Origin of the sequence: Deinococcus roseus, from assembly GCF_014646895.1 — a bacterium.
GTDB lineage: Bacteria > Deinococcota > Deinococci > Deinococcales > Deinococcaceae > Deinococcus_C > Deinococcus_C roseus.
In genome coordinates, this window is sequence record NZ_BMOD01000009.1 from 114,563 (window position 1) to 132,660 (window position 18,098).

Annotated in this window: 20 protein-coding genes; 18 read left to right on the forward strand and 2 right to left on the reverse strand. The window is 54.5% G+C overall.

Annotated features, from left to right (window positions below):
• Window positions 1-22: 22 nt before the first annotated feature.
• The 14 genes from IEY52_RS13305 (at window position 23) to IEY52_RS13370 (ending at window position 11,993) form a co-directional block, all read left to right on the forward strand.
• A complete protein-coding gene (locus tag IEY52_RS13305; protein WP_189003189.1) occupies window positions 23-301 on the forward strand; it encodes an HU family DNA-binding protein in 279 nt (92 codons plus the stop codon).
• Window positions 302-860: 559 nt separating this feature from the next.
• The gene (locus tag IEY52_RS13310; RefSeq protein WP_189003190.1) at window positions 861-1,439 is read left to right on the forward strand and encodes a TerD family protein; all 579 of its coding nucleotides are present in this window, start codon (window positions 861-863) and stop codon (window positions 1,437-1,439) included.
• 45 nt (window positions 1,440-1,484) lie between these two features.
• A complete protein-coding gene (locus IEY52_RS13315) occupies window positions 1,485-2,735 on the forward strand; it encodes a TerD family protein (RefSeq protein WP_189003191.1) in 1,251 nt (416 codons plus the stop codon).
• A 50-nt stretch (window positions 2,736-2,785) separates the two neighbouring features.
• Complete coding sequence (locus IEY52_RS13320) at window positions 2,786-3,361, forward strand: TerD family protein (RefSeq protein WP_189003192.1); 576 nt, start codon at window positions 2,786-2,788, stop codon at window positions 3,359-3,361.
• Between the two features lie 75 nt (window positions 3,362-3,436).
• Window positions 3,437-4,015, forward strand: a complete 579-nt coding sequence (locus tag IEY52_RS13325; RefSeq protein ID WP_189003193.1) for a TerD family protein — start codon at window positions 3,437-3,439, stop codon at window positions 4,013-4,015.
• A gap of 127 nt (window positions 4,016-4,142) precedes the next feature.
• Window positions 4,143-5,186, forward strand: a complete 1,044-nt coding sequence (locus IEY52_RS13330; RefSeq protein ID WP_189003194.1) for a DUF475 domain-containing protein — start codon at window positions 4,143-4,145, stop codon at window positions 5,184-5,186.
• Window positions 5,187-5,320: 134 nt separating this feature from the next.
• On the forward strand, window positions 5,321-6,352 hold the full coding sequence (locus IEY52_RS13335; protein ID WP_189003195.1) for an ATP-grasp domain-containing protein: 1,032 nt from the start codon (window positions 5,321-5,323) through the stop codon (window positions 6,350-6,352).
• Entirely contained in the window at window positions 6,349-7,497 is a 1,149-nt protein-coding gene (locus IEY52_RS13340) for a phosphoribosyltransferase domain-containing protein (protein WP_189003196.1), read from the forward strand. Before IEY52_RS13335 ends, IEY52_RS13340 begins: the two co-directional genes overlap by 4 nt.
• Before the next feature lie 7 nt (window positions 7,498-7,504).
• The gene (locus IEY52_RS13345; protein WP_189003197.1) at window positions 7,505-8,245 is read left to right on the forward strand and encodes an HAD family hydrolase; all 741 of its coding nucleotides are present in this window, start codon (window positions 7,505-7,507) and stop codon (window positions 8,243-8,245) included.
• Window positions 8,238-9,362, forward strand: a complete 1,125-nt coding sequence (locus IEY52_RS13350) for a cysteine protease StiP family protein (RefSeq protein WP_189003198.1) — start codon at window positions 8,238-8,240, stop codon at window positions 9,360-9,362. Before IEY52_RS13345 ends, IEY52_RS13350 begins: the two co-directional genes overlap by 8 nt.
• Window positions 9,363-9,375: 13 nt before the next feature.
• Complete coding sequence (locus tag IEY52_RS13355) at window positions 9,376-9,831, forward strand: tellurite resistance TerB family protein (protein ID WP_189003199.1); 456 nt, start codon at window positions 9,376-9,378, stop codon at window positions 9,829-9,831.
• A 21-nt stretch (window positions 9,832-9,852) separates the two neighbouring features.
• Entirely contained in the window at window positions 9,853-10,755 is a 903-nt protein-coding gene (locus IEY52_RS13360) for an HpcH/HpaI aldolase/citrate lyase family protein (protein WP_189003200.1), read from the forward strand.
• 136 nt (window positions 10,756-10,891) lie between these two features.
• Complete coding sequence (locus IEY52_RS13365) at window positions 10,892-11,314, forward strand: DoxX family protein (protein WP_229684783.1); 423 nt, start codon at window positions 10,892-10,894, stop codon at window positions 11,312-11,314.
• Between the two features lie 160 nt (window positions 11,315-11,474).
• Entirely contained in the window at window positions 11,475-11,993 is a 519-nt protein-coding gene (locus tag IEY52_RS13370) for an SMI1/KNR4 family protein (RefSeq protein WP_189003201.1), read from the forward strand.
• Between the two features lie 97 nt (window positions 11,994-12,090).
• Here IEY52_RS13370 and IEY52_RS13375 read toward each other — a convergent pair whose 3' ends face one another.
• Together IEY52_RS13375 and IEY52_RS13380 are read right to left on the reverse strand one after the other, a co-directional pair.
• The gene (locus IEY52_RS13375; RefSeq protein ID WP_189003202.1) at window positions 12,091-12,420 is read right to left on the reverse strand and encodes a hypothetical protein; all 330 of its coding nucleotides are present in this window, start codon (window positions 12,418-12,420) and stop codon (window positions 12,091-12,093) included.
• Window positions 12,421-12,523: 103 nt separating this feature from the next.
• Complete coding sequence (locus IEY52_RS13380) at window positions 12,524-13,360, reverse strand: SDR family oxidoreductase (protein WP_189003203.1); 837 nt, start codon at window positions 13,358-13,360, stop codon at window positions 12,524-12,526.
• Between the two features lie 538 nt (window positions 13,361-13,898).
• Here IEY52_RS13380 and IEY52_RS13385 point away from each other — a divergent pair.
• The 4 genes from IEY52_RS13385 to IEY52_RS13400 all read left to right on the forward strand — a co-directional run bounded on the left by IEY52_RS13385 (window position 13,899) and on the right by IEY52_RS13400 (window position 17,991).
• Window positions 13,899-14,393: a YciE/YciF ferroxidase family protein gene (locus tag IEY52_RS13385; protein WP_189003204.1), complete on the forward strand. Its 495-nt coding sequence runs from the start codon at window positions 13,899-13,901 to the stop codon at window positions 14,391-14,393.
• Between the two features lie 56 nt (window positions 14,394-14,449).
• Window positions 14,450-14,644, forward strand: coding sequence for a hypothetical protein (locus IEY52_RS13390; protein WP_189003205.1), 195 nt, complete (start codon window positions 14,450-14,452; stop codon window positions 14,642-14,644).
• Between the two features lie 84 nt (window positions 14,645-14,728).
• Entirely contained in the window at window positions 14,729-16,489 is a 1,761-nt protein-coding gene (malZ, locus tag IEY52_RS13395; RefSeq protein ID WP_189003206.1) for a maltodextrin glucosidase, read from the forward strand.
• Between the two features lie 32 nt (window positions 16,490-16,521).
• Window positions 16,522-17,991, forward strand: coding sequence for an FAD-dependent oxidoreductase (locus IEY52_RS13400; protein WP_189003207.1), 1,470 nt, complete (start codon window positions 16,522-16,524; stop codon window positions 17,989-17,991).
• The last annotated feature ends 107 nt before the right edge of the window (window positions 17,992-18,098 follow it).

An 18,098-nucleotide genomic window follows, 5' to 3' on the forward strand; every position in this document is an offset into this window, starting at 1 on the left:
CTGGTTGTATCGGAGGTAGTTCATGGAAAAAGTCGGGAAGCAACAACTGATTCAAGTGATCGCCGAGAAGGCCGGTGTCAGCAAAAAAGACGCAGGAGAAGTCATTGACTCCATGCTGGAAATCATCGTCGAGGCCCTGAAAGAAGGCAAAACCGTGGGTCTGCCCGGTTTCGGGACCCTCAGCGTGGTTCCCACCAAGGAACGTCAGGCCGTGCGTCCTGGCACCACCGACCGCATCACCGTGCCTGCAGGCAAGAAAATCCGTTTCAAGACGGCCACCAGCCTGCAAGACAACCTGTAAGATCAGGCAACCTCAGAACACCCGGCTGCTGGCCGGGTGTTTTTTGTGCCCAGAGATTTCCAGAAAAAAGAAAAAAACAGATGATCAATTCAGCAGCCCAGACGAAACGCAATCCTGAGAGAAATTTACAAATGGATCCTCAGTCAAATCATACAGATCCAGAAAGCTGTTTTCATGAATAAAAAACAAGGAGACTGCACGAAATCACAGTCTCCGTCACGCCAGCTTATGGAGGCTGGTCTCCTGTCCAGTAAGGGCACTGTTGTTGATTGCATTATAGATCCTGCTTTCATCAAGAGTGTGGGCTCAATAAACATCTTGATTGATCATTTGATTCAATCACTTCAAATCAATCACATCTTTCACTGTCCTGCTCAGGACAACACTTTTTGCAGCAAGCAGAGGACTGCTGGACCTGAAACAATCAAAACGCACCTCTGCAAGCCGTGTTACAATCCCGGTACGGATGCTTGGAAACTTTCTCCCCTCGGCCCGCGTAGTATTCCCCAGTGCGGTGCAGCAAAAGAGGTTGTGTCCGTCATTCACTGGAGGAACCCACATGATCAATTTGACCAAAGGACAGAGCATCAACCTCAAAAAAGAAGGCGCAGGCGGACTGCAACGGGTGCACCTGGGCCTCGGCTGGGATGTGGCCAAAGCCAAAGGCCTGTTTGGCATGTTCTCGGCTCCAGAAAGCATTGACCTGGATGCCAGTGCTGCTGTTTATGATGCCCAGGGCAATTTGCTGGACACCATATGGTTCCGTCAGTTGCAAAGCAAAGATGGCAGCATCAAACACAGCGGAGACAACCTGACCGGAGCTGGAGACGGCGACGATGAAATCATCACCGTGGACCTTTCCCGTCTGCCCAGCAACGTCAGCCAGATTGTGCTGGCAGTGTCCAGTTTCCGGGGTCAGAATTTTGCAAAAGTGGAAAATGCTTTCTGCCGGGTGGTCAATGCAGACAACAAACAGGAAGCTGCCCGCTACAACCTGAGCGCCACCGGCAACCACACCAGCATCATCATCGGAAAACTGCAACTGGTGTCTGGAGAATGGACCTTCAAAGCCCTGGGTGAAATGACCAACGGGCGCACCATTCAGGACATTGCCAACGACATCCGCCGCGTGCTGTAAATCACGGGAACTTTCCCCGGCTTCCCCCCATAATGAGATACGAACATGCAAAAACTTGTTCCCGGACAGAAAATCAAACTTTCAGAGGTCACCTCCAGCAACCGCATCGACATTGATGTACAGGTGCAGGGGTCTTCCAGGGAATATGACATCAGTTGTTTTCTGCTGAATGGGCAGGAAAAACTGCCCTCGGATGACCACGTGGTGTTCTATAACCAGAGCAAATCCCCCCAGGGTGAAGTGCAACTTGCCCACAGGGATGCTTACAGCGCTCAATTTCAACTGGATCTGTCCAGGGTGGGATCCGGCGTTCAGCGTCTGGCTTTCACCTGCACCATTGACGACCAGCACACCTTCAAGGATGTGAAAACCGGACGGGTGCGGGTGTCCAGTGAGGGCAATGTGCTGCTGGAATTCGTGTTCAGCGGCCAGCAGTTCTCGCAGGAAAAAGCCGTGATCCTGTCCGAGGTGTATTTCAAGGACGTCTGGCGATTCGGGGCCATTGCCCAGGGTTTCAATGGCGGTCTGGCAGATCTGGTCAAACATTATGGAGGAACGGTGGCCAAACCCTCTCCAGCGCCCACCCCTGCTCCTGCACCCCAGCCGGCACCACCTGTGCAGGAAAGCAAACCTGCTGGGTCTGCTGAACCTGCTGGATCTGCCGGAAAAGTGAACCTCAGCAAGATCACCCTGGAAAAACGGGGCGATTCTGGCAAGGTCAATTTGCGCAAAGATGGCCGCAAGCAGCCCATTCACATCAACCTGAACTGGGAGCAGCACAGCAAACCCAGCAGCAGCGGATTGTGGGGACTGCTGGCCAACCAGCCTGCTGCCAGCAGCACTGCAGACCTCGACCTGGGCTGCATGTTTGAAATGCAAAGCGGATACCGGGGCGTGATTCAGGCCCTCGGGAACTCTTTTGGAGCAAAAGACACCGTGCCTTACATCTTTCTGGACAAGGATGACCGCAGCGGTCAATCCCAGGACGGAGAGAACCTGCTGGTCCTGAGGCCCGACCTGATCAAACGGGTGGTGGTCTTCGCTTACATCTACCAGGGGGTTTCCACCTTCCAGGATGTGGGTGGGCGCATGAAAATCACCGACGATCAGGGCAATGAGATTCACCTGAAGCTGGATCAGCCTGATCCCAGCCAGAAGTTCTGTGCCATTTGCAGCATCATCAACTCTGGAGACCACATCCAGGTCACCAAAGAAGAACTGTATTTCCGGGGCCACCAGGAAACCGACGAGCATTTCGGTTTTGGTTTTCGCTGGCAATCCGGGCAGAAATCCTGAAGTCTCGCACCCCATCTCACAAGTCTTGAGCGCATCAACGGAGGAAAAACATGGCAATCAACCTCAGCAAAGGCGGCAACATCAACCTCAGCAAAGAAGCCCCCGGCCTGCGCAAAGTGCGGGTGGGCCTCGGGTGGGATGTGCGTGCCACCGATGGAGCCGCATTCGACCTGGATGCCATGGCCCTGCTGGTCAATGAAGACGGACGGGCAGGCAGCGATGCCGACCTGATTTTCTACAACAACCTGAAACACGGCAGTGGTGCCGTTGAGCACACCGGCGACAACCGCACTGGACAGGGCGAGGGAGACGATGAGAGCATCCTGGTGGAACTCGCCAAGGTGCCCCAGCAGATCCACCGTCTGGTGGTCTCGGTGAGCATTCACGAAGGACAGGCCAGAGGCCAGAGCTTCGGTCAAATCCGCAATGCCTTCATCCGCGTGGTGGACGATGAAACTGGCACCGAAGTGGCCCGTTATGACCTCTCCGAAGATGCCAGCACCGAAACCCTGATGGTGTTCGGAGAACTTTACCGCCACGGTGGGGACTGGAAGTTCCGCGCTGTGGGTCAGGGCTACCGCGAAGGTCTGGAAGCTTTCCTCAGAAACCACGGTTTCAACGTTTAAATTTCAGTTTTGACCGCGTTTCAAATCAGACAACCTCAACAAAGCCCATCACTCACTCAACTCAGGAGGGTTCACATGCCAGTCAGTTTAAGCAAAGGTGGAAATGTCAGTTTGACCAAAGAAGCTCCCGGCCTCACCAGCATCACGGTGGGTCTGGGCTGGGACATCCGCACCACCGACGGGGCCGCATTCGACCTGGATGCCAGCGCCTTTTTGATCGGTGAAAGCGGCAAGGTCGCCAGCGACTCTGATTTTGTCTTCTTCAACAACAGCAAGAGTGCAGATGGAAGTGTGGAGTACGGCGGAGACAACCGCACCGGGGAAGGAGCCGGGGACGATGAAACCATCAAGATCGACCTCAATGCTGTGCCCCAGAACGTCACCCGCATTGTGATTGCCGTGACCATCTACGATTCAGAAGCCCGCCGCCAGAACTTCGGCATGGTGCGCAACGCCTACGCACGTGTATTAAACAATGCAGGCGGCGCAGAAATTGCCCGTTATGATCTGAGTGAAGACGCCAGCACCGAAACCGCCATGATTTTCGCTGAAGTGTACCGCAACAACGCGGAGTGGAAATTCAAGGCCATCGGTCAGGGCTACAACAACGGCCTGCGTGGCCTGGCTGTGGACTTCGGCGTCAACGTCGGCTAAGCCTGAAAAGCTCCATCCCCAATCCAATCACCCCCGCGCCCGAGTGCTGTATATGGGGTGCGGGGGTGATGTTGTACAGCGGCCAGGGCACACATGTAAAACCCGGCCGTGCAGTTGAAAGGACAAGATGTTACGTCAAGAGTTTGGGTTCGCATTTCTGGTGACCCTCGTCTGTCTTGCAGGGGCCTTCTTTTACGGCTTCAAGACCGGCGACATCACCACCGCTGGTTCATTTTTGCTCATCGCCCTGATCCTGGGGGTGATGGAGGTGTCCCTGAGTTTCGACAACGCTGTGGTGAATGCCAGCGTGCTGAAAAACATGGACGCCGTATGGCAAAGGCGCTTTCTCACCTGGGGGATTTTGATTGCAGTGTTCGGGATGCGTTTCCTCTTCCCCATCGTGATTGTGGCCCTGGTGGCCAACCTGGGGTTCATCGAGGTGGTCAACCTGGCCTTCACCAACCCAACGGAGTACGCCAAGCACCTCACCGAAGCCCACGTGCCGATTTCTGCGTTCGGGGGAACCTTCCTGCTGCTGGTGTTCCTGAAGTACCTGATGGACCCCGAAAAAGAAGTGCACTGGCTGGCTTTCATTGAACGTCCCCTGGCCAAAATTGGTCGCCTGGACACCATTCAGGTCTTTGTGACCGGCACTTTGTTGCTGGTGCTGGTGAGCACCATGGTTCACCCTGAAGAAAAACTGGTGGCCCTGGTTTCAGGCCTGATTGGCATCCTCACCTACATCCTGATTGACGCCCTGGGGGGTCTCTTTGAGGTGGATGACATCGCCGCCAGGGCAGGCGCTGCAGGTCTGACTGCTTTCATTTACCTGGAAGTGCTGGACGCCAGCTTCTCTCTGGATGGGGTGATCGGGGCTTTCGCCATCACCAAGGAAATCGTGGTGATTGCCGCAGGTCTGTGCATTGGTGCGGTTTTTGTGCGTTCCCTGACCCTGATGCTGGTGAAAAGGGGCACCCTGGCACAGTACGTGTTCCTGGAGCACGGAGCCCACTACGGCATCGGTGCCCTGGCCGTGATCATGCTGCTGGGCATGGGACACATTGAAATTCCTGAACTGGTCACTGGTCTGATCGGGGTGGGTTTCATTGTGGCCTCGGTGCTGTGGTCCATGAAATACCAGCGGGACAATCCCCAGCTGACCGAAGGGTGAATCCAGAATCCAATCTGGCGAGGCTTGTTCCTCGCCTTTTTTATCCCTGCTTTTGGCGTGTTGTGAAGGCATCACCACTTTCCCCTACAATCAGGGAAATGCAGCGCAGGTTTGCAAGAAAAATCGAGGAACGAATGAAAACACGGGTCTGGTTCAACAAAGGTTTCAGCGTCATTCACCATGTGCTCAATGCCATGCATGCCACCGGTCAGTGGGAACTTTATGCCACCCACACCACCCCGGAAGCCCCCATGCTGTATGGTCCCTGGCACCATGAACTGGAACCTGCAGGATTGACGGGCAGAAAGTACCTGAACTGGGCACTGGAGTACTGCAAGAAACACCGCATTGAGGTGTTCTTTCCCTGCAAGGAAAAAAGCCTGATCAAAAAGCATGAGGCAGAATTTGCAGCCATCGGGACCACACTGGTGGTCTCTGCAAGCCCTGAAGTCCTGCGTCTGGTGGACCACAAAGCCGAATTTCTGCAGACCTTCCCCACCCACATCTGCCCCATCCCGGATTTCCGCACTTTTCACACCCTGGATGAATTCAATCAGGCGGTGGAGGAATTGGGCGGGGAACGCAAAGCCCTGTGCTTCAAACCCAGTGTGGGCATTTACGCCAGCGGTTTTCGCATGCTGACCCGCAAAAGCCGCATGACCCTGCTGCTGGGCAATGAACTGTATGCCATGAGTTATCAGGAAGCCAGGGCCTACTTTGGCAACAACAGGAAGTTTGCCAAAATGATGCTGATGGAGGTGTGCGAGGGCACCGAACGCTCCATTGACTGCGTGGCCCTCAATGGAGAACTGGCCCAGTGTGTCATTCGCAGCAAAAGCAAGGAAGGGGCACAGGTCAGTGAGGACAACGCAGCAGTGGAGCAGATGGCCCGTGAAATCACCCGGCATTACGGCCTGAATGGCATCTTCAACATTCAATTGAAAGACCGGGGCGGGGTCCCCAACATGCTGGAAATCAATGCCCGGCCCAGTGGAGGCATGCACCTGAGCATCACCGCAGGCCTGAACTTTGGTCATGTGGCGGCACTGATGGCCCTGGGTCACCTGACCCCCGATCAGGTGCCTGCCCCAAAACGCAATGTGCGGATGCTGGCCATCATGGGCAGTGTTCTGGTGCGGGATGATGTGCTGGAGGAAGTGCATTGAGTCCCTCTTCCATCCAGGCGGTCAAGCAGGTGGTGCTGCCCTCTGGCACCTTGACCATCGAGCTGCATGACGAGCAGGTGCCTCTGGACACCATCACAGAATATGCGGTCCGGCAGAATCCCCGGCGTGGATTTCTGTTCGTCAGCAAAATTCTGGGCAAGCACCTTCCTGTGAAACCTTCCGAAGCCCTGAAACACCACTGCTCCCTGGCAAAGTCCCTGCCCCTGGATGCAGAAGGGCCTGTGCTGTTCATCGGGATGGCTGAAACAGCCACAGGCCTCTCTGCCAGCATCTTTGAGGAACACTGCAAGCTGACAGGAAGAAAGGACGCGCTGTACCTGCCTTCCACCCGTTACCGTCTGGGTGAGCATGCCACCTTGCTGTTTCAGGAAACCCACTCGCACGCCACAGACCACCTGATCTACCCTCCTCAGGACCCTGAGAAAAAAGCTTTGTGGGACCATGCCAGAACCCTGGTGCTGATTGACGATGAGATCACCACTGGCAAGACCCTCAAGGCCCTCACGCATACCCTCAAAGCCGCCCTGCCAGCTTTGCAGGAAGTGCATCTGGTGTGTTTCACCAGCTGGCTGGATTTGCCCCCTGCAGTGCTGCAGGAAGAATTCGGATTGCCTGTGCAGATTCACGCCCTGGTGAAAGGCCGCATGGATTTCACCCCCAACCCAGAATTTGCTCCCCCTGAGCTGCCAAAAGTAACGGGCAACGGCGCAGACAAGACTCCCCTGATTCGCAAAGAGTACTCGCGTCTGGGAAGGCTGCCTGATGAACATGCACTTCCAGAACACCTGCAGAAAAAGGTTGCTGAACTGCCCCTGCAGGACAGACCCATTCTGGTGCTGGGAACCGGAGAATTCGCTTTTGAACCCCTGAAATTTGCAGCAGCGCTGGAAAATGCCGGGCACCAGGTGGTCTTTCACACCACCACCCGCAGCCCGATTTTGCCGGGCGAGGTGATTCACAGCCGCCTGGAATTCCCGGACAACTATGGGGACCAGATTCCCAACTACCTGTACAACCACCATCCAGCACAGTATTCCCGCATCATGCTGTGTTTTGAAACCCTTCCGACTTCCGAAGACCAGACCCTGGCTGACCTGCTGCAGGCAGAAACGGTCTACTTTTGAGGCAAGCATGCTGATTTTCACGGACCTGGACGACACCCTCTTTCAGACAGAACGCAAACTGCACCTGAGGCAAAAATCCCAGGAGCAGGCCACCAACGTGGTGCAAGACGGCAGTGGCGTGAAGCCCACCTTCATGCTGGAACACCAGAAAAAGCTGCTGGACTGGCTTTCACACGGAGAAGTCATTGCCGTGACAGGCCGGGACCGCAGGGCCTTTGAAGCCCTGCAAATCAAATGGGGCAGCCATGCCATCCTGAACCACGGGGCCACCCTCCTGCTCTGGCAGGAAAATGGCTGGACCGACGACCCGGAATGGACCGACCACATGCGCCAGCAGGCCAGCCACTACCAGCACCTCCTGCAAGAAGCCCTGAGGTTGCTCCAGGAAGCCCATCCTGATCCAGAATTGATGTTTCACCGCATCATTCAGGAAGGGGACTTGCCCATCTGCACGGTCAGCAAGGTGCGTGGCCTTCCCGAGTCTGCACTGGCAGAAGTGCTGCAAACCGTACAGCAAAAACTTGGATCAGAAGGGTACTATGTGCACCTGAATGGCAACAACCTGTCTTTTGTTCCGCATGCTGTTCGCAAGAAACATGCCGTGGAACACCTGAAAGCAAAACGGGGAGCAGGGCTGACCCTGGGCATCGGGGACAGCCACACCGATCTGGAGTTCATGCAAAGTTGTGATTTCTGGATGACCCCCTCTCAGAGCCAGATTGCACGCCTGCTGGAGCCCCATGCCTGATTTTTCATTGACGCCCATGCCCACCAGTTACGATCCCCAGGACGTGACTTTTTTGCTGCTTCCCATCGAGATCGAAACACTGAGTGTGGAAGAGAAAGAAAAACGCATCCAGTCCGGGAACAGCCATTACAGTGAAATCCTTTCCATCGAGTCTCCCCCAAAAGCCGATTATCTGGAGCTGTACCATCGGGCGGTGGAGCGGCAGGCTGCACGTGTGGCACAGGACATTCGTCTGCTGGCTGCACAACTGGTGCAGGACACGCCAGCAGGGCAGAAACTGGTGCTGGTCAGCCTTGCACGGGCAGGAACGCCAGTGGGGGTGCTGCTCACCCGCTTTCTGCGCAGTTGTGGCCATGAGGTGCAGCACTACAGTGTCAGCATCATCCGGGACAGGGGGCTGGACCTGCATGCCCTGCAGCACATTGTGAATCAGGAAGGAAACCTTGCTGAACACCTGCATTTCATTGATGGCTGGACGGGCAAAGGGGTGATTTCCAGAGAACTGCAAATCAGTGTGGATCACTTCAATGCCGAGCAGGGCACCCGCCTTTCCAGCAACCTTTATGTTCTGGCAGACATCAGTGGCACCGCCCACCATGCACCCACCCATGAAGATTACCTGATTCCACATGCTGTCCTGAACGGAACGGTTTCAGGCCTGATCAGCAGAACCGTCAGGCAGCCTGAAGCCTATGCAGCAGGGGCTTTTGATGGGGCCATGCATCTGGAACACCTCACTGCACAGGATGAAACTTTGACCTACCTGGGCATGATTGAGGAGCATCATCCCCAGCCGCCCCAACTGCCGGAACTTCTTTCAGATTCACCGCGTAATACAGCTCAGTTGAGAACAACCTCCATGCAGTGCCTGCAGGACCTGCAACGCGGGTATGGAGAGCGTCCGCTCAATTACATCAAACCTGGTGTGGGTGAAAGCACGCGGGTGATGCTGCGCAGAATTCCTGAACGGTTGATTGTGCGGGACCCGCAGCATCCTGATGTGCATCACCTGATCGAGCTGGCGGAAAAACGCCAGGTAGAGGTCACAAAACAGGTAGACTTGCCTTACCAGGCAGTGGCACTGATCCGGCCACTTCTGACAGATCAGGACATATAGAAAGGGGTACCACATGAGTTTTTTCAACAAACTGAAAGGCGCAGCCCAATCCATCGCAGGAGACCTGCAAAAAAGTGCAAAGCAATTCATGAACCGTGAATTTGCAGAGGCCAGCATGGCCGCCTGTGCCCTGATGGCAGCCGCCGATGGAAAAATCGACTCCACGGAGCGCAGCAAAACCGCACAATTCATCATGAGCAATTCCGTGCTGCAGTCTTTTGATGTGGCCACCCTCAAACAGAAATTTGAATTTTACTGTGGCAAACTGGAACAGGATTTCGATTTCGGCAAAATTGAAGCCATCCAGGCTGTGGGCAAACTGAAAAACAAACCGGAAGCGGCCCGTGCTGCTGTGCAGGTCGCGCTGGTGATCGCCAATGCAGACGGCAACTTTGACGAGAAAGAGCGTCAGGTGCTGCGGGAAATCTGCAATGCCGTGGCCATCAGCCCCAGCGAATTCGGCGCCTGAGCAGTCCGGGAACCCACACTGATGCAGGCACTTGAACTGGGCGCTTCCCTGTATGTCCCTGGCACGCATCCACAACTCCTTTCCATCGTCAACGCAGAAAAATACCCTTTTCTGCGTTCGGTGATCATTTGCACAGAAGATGCTGTTTTGCCGCAGCATCTTCCAGAGGCGCTGCACAACATCAATCAGACCCTGCAGGAGTTGAGAAGCAGCAACCTGAAGGTGTTTGTGCGGGCCAGAAACATCCCGGTTTTGCAGCAATTGCTGGACCTGCCTGGAATCGAGCAGGTCGAGGGCTTTGTGCTTCCCAAAGTGGAGCCGCAAAACCTTCCCCTGTGGATGGGCACCCTGAAAGGCACCACATTCCAGATCATGCCCACCCTGGAAACCCGGGTGGTTTTTGACCGTGGAGCCCTGGACGAGTTGCGTTCCATGCTGCTGGCCCAGCAACACCGGGTGCTGTCTTTAAGGATTGGGGGCAATGACCTGCTGAGCCTGCTGAACATGCGCCGCAGCCGGGGGGTCAGTGCCTACCAGACCCCACTGGGCACCCTGATCAACCAGCTGGTTTTGCAATTCAAGCCTTACGGGTTCAACCTGAGTGCTCCGGTTTACGATTTCACGGATGACCCGGAAACCCTGGTGCAGGAAACCCGCATGGATTTGCAGAACGGTCTTTTTGGCAAGACTGCCATTCACCCCTCCCAGGTTCCGGTGATTGAAAGCCTGTACCGGGTGTCTGGCACCGATCTGGAAATGGCTGAAGCCATTCTGGCTGCAGATGCTCCTGCAGTGTTCAAAATGGGAGATGCCATGTGCGAACCTGCGACCCACCGCAACTGGGCCGAACAGGTGGTGGACCGGTACCAGGTGTATGGTCTGGACCCGGGCACCTCTGTGCAGCTTCATGCTGTGAATGAATAACACCTGCAAGTAACACCTGCTGGTTGTCAGGGGAAACCCACCTGCTTGATCCACAAGTGCAGATGGGTTTCCCCTGACAACTCAAATTCAAGAAAAGCTCCAGAACCAGCACCCATGAACACCTACAATCAGAGCCATGCTCAGGTCATTGCAACAATTCACCAGACGTGCCTGGAAAAATCCTGCCTGGAAACGCAGAACCCGCCTTTCGCTGGGAGCACTGTTTGTGTTCACAGGCATCTGCCATTTCTGGGTGCCCAGAATGTTTCTGTCCATCATGCCAAAATGGGTGCCTTTTCCAGAGGCTGCTGTGGCCCTCAGTGGTGCAGCAGAGGTGGCTGGAGGGCTGGGTTTGCTGAGCAAGGCCACACGCAAACCTGCTGGCCTGGGGCTGGTGGCCTTGCTGTTGCTGGTTTTTCCAGCCAACATCCAGATGCTGTTGTGGGCCAGAAAATTCCCTGTACCGGTGTGGCTGTTGTGGTTGAGGTTGCCTTTGCAGCCCCTCTTGATCTGGCTGGTGTGGTGGGCCAGTCAGGATGAGACTGAAGCGCGGGTTTGAAGCTTTTCCAAAAAGCAAAAGCAATCCTCTGAAATCATCCGTGCTGCGAATGGGTCTTTCGAATAAAGCGCCATTGACTTTCATAAATTTGTAACGAAAACAAAAAGTCCAGTGGCCTCGTGTCCATGGCAAGTCAGACACAAAACGCTACAATTGAAAAATGGATGCACTGACTTACCAACAAGCATTGATCCATCTGAAAAGCTGCACCAGAGACGGTACAGCTCCTGGCCCTGATGGCATGATCCGCACCTTCAAAATCCTGCAGAACTACACCGCCGCAGAAATTGCAAAAACCATGCAACACCTGCAAACCCCCTTCCCAGAAGACTACCAGGCCTTTCTGATACACCTGGGCTCTGCAGAGCTTTACTTTCATCCGGGCAGACGCACCGGCATCAAATTTCTGGGGCTGCATGAACTGGAACGGTACAATCGGGCCATTTTCGCTGGCAATCCTGAGCAGTTTCCCCACCTGATGGTGGCGGCTGTGCTGTCCCATGTGGGCAGTTTTGCTGTGTTTGATTTCAGACGCCCACTGCATCCTTTCAATGTCTTCAGCACCGAAAGCCAGGTGGAAAACTGGCAGACAGAAAGCACAGGATGGTGTGACTTTCAGAGCTGGATGACCCGTCTGGTCGCCAGCCATGGAGGCGAACTGTACACCCAGGATTTATAAACCAACCAGACCCAGCCTGCAACATTGCGAACCAATCGGGGTTCTGGCTGCTCTTCTGAACCTGCTGAAGCTCAAAAACAGTCAAACACAGGAACAGTCAAAAACAGGCCAGTGCCACCTGCATGCACAGAAAAATCTCATTGAAGGCCTCGCGGGTGCGGGGACGGTTTTTCCATTGCTGCAAAGCTTCATTGACCGCTTTCAGGCAATGGGCTTTGTAAAGTTGAAACCGCACCGGCAAAAAATCATTCTCTTTGCGACGGATGGTCAGGGGTTCTCCCCTGCCTCCACGGGTCTTCTTGCCCACCCGCAGGGCCACCCGAAACAGCAACTGGTAAATCTGCCGCACCTGCTCGTCCACATCGGGACGGTGCAGCAGGGACAGCACACGCTTGAGGTCTCTCTGGACCGGATCGAACAACTCCACAACTACAGCGTAAACATTGCATGTGACAGAAATCTGACAAGCAAAGCAGGCTCCAGGAAGGTCAACTTCCCAGGGCCTGCAGGGTTCCATGGGTTGCTTTTGCTCAACCGTTGATGATCTCTCCTCCATTGGGGTGCAGCACCTGTCCGGTCATGTAACTGCTGTCCTGGGAGGCCAGAAACACAAAACAGGTGGCCACTTCGCTGGGCTGTCCAGGACGTCCCAGAGGGGTATCTTCTCCGAAATGTTCCACCTTGTCTTCTGGGAAGGTGCTGGGGATCAGGGGCGTCCAGATGGGACCGGGGGCCACACCATTCACCCGGATGCCTTTTTCGGCCAGCATGCCTGAGAGGGAACGGGTGAAGGCCACAATGGCTCCCTTGGTGGCAGAGTAATCCACCAGTCCAGGGCTGCCCCGGTAGGCGGTGACCGAGGTGGTGTTGATGATGCGTGCGCCTTTCTTCAGGTGGGGCATGGCAGCACGGGTCAGGTAAAAATAACCGAAGATGTTGGTTCTGAAGGTTTTTTCCAGCTGCTCCGGGGTGATTTTCATGAAATCTTCCTGGGGGGTTTGCTCTGCTGCATTGTTGACCACGATGTCCAGCCTGCCGAATTTCTTCAGCACCTGCTGCACAGCCTGTTCACAGAACTCGGGTTTGCCCACATCTCCGGCAATCAGCAGGCATTTGCCGCCCCGTTCTTCCACCATTTTGCGGGTGTCACGGGCATCCTGGTTTTCTTCCAGGTAAATGATGGCCACGTCTGCGCCTTCGGCAGCAAAAGCCACCGCCACAGAGCGACCAATCCCTGAATCTCCACCAGAGATGATGGCCGTCTGGCCTTGCAGTTTTCCTGCAGGTTTGTAGTCTTTGCTGATCACTTCAGGACGGGGAGACATTTCGTTTTGATGTCCGGGTTTTTCCATGGGTGCATCTGGCATGATCGACCTCCAATGAAGTCATGGCGCAGAAAGGGAAGTGGGCAGATAAAACACCAAAAACACACCACCTACACCTTTCACCTCTGTGATGTTTTCAGTGCTTCATTTCAGTGTTTTAAAATCCTTCAAGATGATTCATATCCACTTCTTTTTCCTCTCCAGCCATGTCTTCTTCAGGATAATCCGCTTTCATGAAATCAGGTGAGTTAAAAATAGAATCATTTCACACATTGATATGGTGAGGGATGGCACATCAATCAAAAACACCATTGCTTCATTCAGATAGGCCAGATGATTTCATCAGCCAGCGCTCAGTAGAGGCTGATTGTTTTCATCTGCTGCCAGCTTATTGATTGAATTCTTCAGAAATGAAATTTTTGTGAAAGTTCCCTTTTCAGACTAGGGGATTTCTTTCACAGCAACAGCACAACCGTGGTCTAACATGGGCCTGTCGAGCCCCATGCAGGACATCTGCGCTGGTCCAGCCAGAAAACCTGCTGCTGGTGAGCAATCATCACTTTTACGAAGGAGAAACCCCATGCAAAACCTCGAACAACTCTTTGTTGAACAATTGCAAGACATCTACGACGCCGAGACCCAGTTGCTGGAAGCCCTGCCCAAAATGGCACAGGCCGCCACCTCCCAGAAACTGAAAACCCTGTTCGAAGACCACATCAAAAAAACCGAGAAACAGAAACAACGTCTGGAAGCCGTGTTCAAGGAACTGGACGAAAAACCCAAAACCAAAACCTGTCAGGCCATGAAGGGGCTCTTGAAAGAAGCAGAAGAAATTCTGAAGCAACAAAAAGACTCTGAAAGCTCTGTGCTGGACGCTGCCCTGATTGGTGCTTCTCAGAAGGTGGAGCACTATGAAATCGCCACTTACGGCACCCTGCGCACCTGGGCCCAGCAACTGGGCTACAGCAACGCTGCCATCAAACTGGAAGACACCCTGAACGAAGAATACGAAGCCGACAAGGGCCTGACCCTCTGTGCTGAAAGGGTGATCAATCCCAGAGCCGCCGAAGAATAAGTCCCCTTTTGACCCAGAAGTTTGACCCTGCAAATTTGAACCCTCAAGGAGCATTTATGTCTGATCAGGAACCCAAAAGCAATGCCATGAAAAAACAGGAAGAAGACCAGAAGAAAATCATTCGCACTTTTCATGAAGGAGAAAAAGAGAATCCAGCCGAAGGAGACCGGGCTGGAGAGCAGGGCTCTCCGGGCAACAATCCGGGCAATGCTGGAGGCAATGGCCACACCAGCAATGCAACCCCAGATTGAATCCATCTCACATTGCACTTCATGTCCCCTTTCGAGGGGACTTTTCCGCTCAGATACCCGTTCATTCCAAACCAGGAGGAGCACATGCAGCTTTATCATGATGGCACGCCTTTTTTTCTGCAAAGGGAAGGCAACATTGCACGGGTCTTTCTGGAAACCGACCGTGAACTTGAACAGGGCTGGGCGGTGGGTTACCTGCATGGGGCCTCGCATTACAGCGAACTGAAACCTTATGGAGATGGCCGCTGGGTGGCAGAATTGCCCTTCACGCACCACCAGAAATTTCATTACCGTTTCAAGGTCATTGCCGCAGGAAGGGTGTGGTGGCTCAATCAGGCCGGGGTGAGCCCCAGTGCACCCAGCGTGCTGCAGGATTTCAGTTTTTCCAGTCAGGAGCCGCCCTTGTGGGTCAGAAGCCGCATCTTCTACCAGATCTTTCCAGACCGCTTTAAAATGGGAGATCCCAGCCTGCGGGTGCAAAAAGGGCAGTACCAGTACACCAACAAGGACATCGAAACGCGAGAATGGCATGAACTTCCTCAGAAAGAAACCGGCTACATGGAATTTTATGGTGGAGATCTGGAAGGCATCCGGCAGAGCATTCCCTATTTTCAGGCATTGGGGGTGAATGCCCTGTACCTCAACCCCATCTTTGAAAGCCCCTCTGCCCACAAGTACGACACCCAGGATTATTACCGCATCGATCCGCACTTTGGCAGCAATGAAGGCTTTGCAGCCCTGGTGAAAGAACTGCACCATTCTGACATCCGCATCATGCTGGATGGGGTCTTCAACCACACCGGAGACTGGCACCGCTGGATGAACAAAGCAGGCCACTATCAGGAGCCCGGAGCCTACCAGAGTGAAAATTTCAGGCAGTACTACAACTACTCTGGTGAAAACCCCGATGATTACTTTTCCTGGATGGGGTTTTCCACGCTTCCCAAGCTGAATTACGCCCACCAGGAAGTCAGAGGCCACATCTACGCCAACCCGGACTCGGTGATCCGTTACTGGTTGAAAGGGCCTTATGAAATGGATGCCTGGAGGCTGGATGTGGCTTCCATGATCGGCTCTGAAGGCAGCGACCAGGACAACCGCCAGATTCTGGCCGAGTTGTGGAGCGCTGCACGGGAAACCCGCAGCGATGCTTACATCCTGGGGGAACATTTTGGGGATGCCACTTTATGGCTGCAAGGCGGGGTAGAAGACGCCACCATGAACTACTTTGCCTTCATGATCCCCACCTGGTCTTTTCTGGCAAGCCAGGACCACAAAAGCCACCCTGCATGGCTTGATGCCAGAGAATATGCAGAGGCCCTGACCCGGCCTCTCAGTTACCTGCCTTTCAACCAGCAACTGGCCGCCTTCAATTTGCTGGATTCCCACGATGTGAAACGCTTTGCCACCCTGGTTCCCGATCTGCAAACCCGAAAACTGGGTGTGGCGCTGCTGTTCACCTTCATTGGGGTTCCCTGCATCTATTACGGAGATGAAATCGGACTGGAAGGCGAGGATGACCCTGACAACCGCCGCCCGATGCCCTGGGACAACAAAGCCCTGTGGGATTCTGAAATTCACCACTGGTACAAAGCGCTGATTCGTCTGAGGCATCAGGAAGCAGCACTGAAGGAGGGCAGTTTCTCTGTCTTGCATGCAGAAGGAGACCACCTGATCTTTGAACGCAGGTATGGACCTGAGCGCATCCGGGTGGTGCTGACCCGGGGTGCCCCCCTGACCCATGAATTGACTGGCAGCTGGATTGATGTGCTGGAGCAACAACCCGTGCAGAGGCATGTGCACCTCTCCTCTGCTGGCGTGAAAATCCTGAAGCAGGTGCTTTGATCCAACAACCCAACCCCATCAAGAGGTGAAACATGTCCACCCATTCCCACTGGATGCAAAACCTTCCCACCCACAACCCCCTGAACAAAGACCTGATTGCAGATGCCGTGGTGGTTGGGGCCGGAATTGCTGGCCTGAGCACCGCCTATCAGCTGGTCAAGGCAGGTCTGTCTGTGGTGGTTCTGGAACGCGACCAGATCGGCAGCGGAGAAACCCCCAGAAGCAGTGCCCAGGTGACGGCCTCACTGGATTTCCTGTATCAGGAACTGGTGACCATTCATGGCCGGGAAGCCACAAGGCTGATTTACCAGAGCCACACCGCCGCCATTGCAGAGATGGAACGCATGGTGCAGACAGAACAGCTGGATTGCGATTTCAGACGGGTTTCTGGTCATCTGGTGCCTGCTCCCGGAGATGATGCCACCGTTCAGAAGGAAGCTTCTGTGCACAGAGGGCTGGGTTTTGACACGCGACTTTCAACCCCTCCTGCCTGGGTCAAGGGTTTTGCAGAAAGCCTCGAATACCCACAACAGGGACAGGTGGATCCGCTGCAATACCTGCTTGGGCTGGCAAAAGCCATTGAGAAACACGGCGGGCTGATTTACGGCTCCAGTCCGGTGCTGTCTTACACCGGAGACCACGTGGTCACAGAACAGGGCCACACTGTGCATGCAAATCACGTGGTCATCACCACCAATGCTGTGGTTTCCGAACATGGCAAATACTCTTTCAGGTTGACCCCGTACAGAACCTACATGGTGTCCCTGAAGCTCACAGAGCAGATTGAACCTGTGCTGTTCTATGACACCTCTGATCCCTATTTTTATGTGCGGCCCGATGGGGACATGCTGCTGGTGGGAGGCGCAGACCACCGCACAGGTGAACCTGCAGATCCCAAAGAACGCTGGCAGACCATTGAAAGCTGGGCCAGAGCGCACTTCCCGGTGGGTGAACGGCTGGAACAGTGGTCCGGGCAAGTGTTCAATTCTGCAGATGGGATTGCCTTTCTGGGCAAAACCGGAGACATTTATGTGATCACCGGAGACACTGGAAACGGCCTCACCCATGCCACCATCGGGTCCATGATCATCCGCGACCAGGTGCTGGGCCAGGAAAACCCCTGGATTGAAGTGTACCGTCCTGACCGTTTCCCCAGAGGCAATTACAGGGCGTGGATCAAGGACGCAGGGCGCAGCATCGGGCATGTCTTTGACTGGTTCAAAAAGTCTGCAGAGGTGCAAAACCTGCAACCCGGCCAGGGCTGCATTGTGCGCCAGGGACTCAGCAAATGCGCTGTTCACCGGGATGAAAAAGGCGAGCTTCATGCTGTGGGTGCCATGTGCACCCACCTGGGCTGCGAGGTGTCCTGGAACGGCGCAGAACACACCTGGGATTGTCCCTGCCACGGTTCACGCTTTGCCTCTGATGGCACGGTGCTGACCGGGCCTGCCAGAGCACCCCTGGCAAAACTGGAGCACCCGGAAAAGCTGGAATTGAAATGACATTCCCCAAAAACCATGCTGATTGTTCTGTCCATAGGGATTTTTCCTGTAGGAAGCCACTGGGGAAACGCCTACCATGAAAGAACATTCAGCGAAAGACCACCCTG